This window comes from Vibrio sp. 1562 (assembly GCF_033340155.1).
Lineage (GTDB): Bacteria > Pseudomonadota > Gammaproteobacteria > Enterobacterales > Vibrionaceae > Vibrio > Vibrio alginolyticus.
In genome coordinates this window covers 1-638 of record NZ_JAWOVY010000459.1, presented here as the reverse complement: position 1 = coordinate 638, position 638 = coordinate 1, and the positions used below count along the sequence as shown (strand labels likewise).

1 protein-coding gene is annotated in these 638 nt (G+C 45.5%); it reads left to right on the top strand.

Annotated features, from left to right (window positions below):
• Window positions 1-638 (top strand): TonB-dependent receptor domain-containing protein (locus R7Z49_RS25810; RefSeq protein ID WP_318112517.1); only part of this gene is annotated, 638 nt, incomplete at both ends.

Below are 638 nucleotides of genomic sequence, written 5' to 3'. Positions count from 1 at the left end.
TACAGGTTTATGGTCAATACACCGCAAGGGAAGAAGATGACATTGATTATGGTTATGAAGACAAAGATATGCAGAGCATCTCTTCAAAACTGATCTATCAAATCAATGATCGTCACTCTGTGCAGTTAGAGGGTGGTACATCGGCACAAAGTCGTCGCGGTAATGTTGGTCTTTCTGTACCTACGACTGGCTGTCGTAGAGGCTGTGAAGATTCATTGAATGAATACCGTCGTAACTACGTTACGCTTAGTCACACCGGGGAGTGGGAGTTATTGGGTAACTCTGATACCTACTTGCAGCGCGAGGAGAGTGAAAACAAATCTCGCGAAATGACTATTGTAAATACCACGTTTAAATCCAGTCTAGTTAAAGGGCTGGGCGCGCATACTCTGACAACTGGTGTCGATGCGACGCATGCCGAGTTGGAAGATTTTACGTCCAACAAAGCATCATCTAAAACGAAAGCATCAAATACACAATGGGCAGTGTTCATCGAAGATGAATGGAAGATCGCAGAACCTTTTAGTCTGACATTAGGTGGTCGTTTGGATCACGATGAAAACTACGGCGCGCATTTTAGTCCGCGAGTGTATGGTGTGTGGCGTGTTGATCCTGCTTGGACGGTCAAAGGCGGTGTA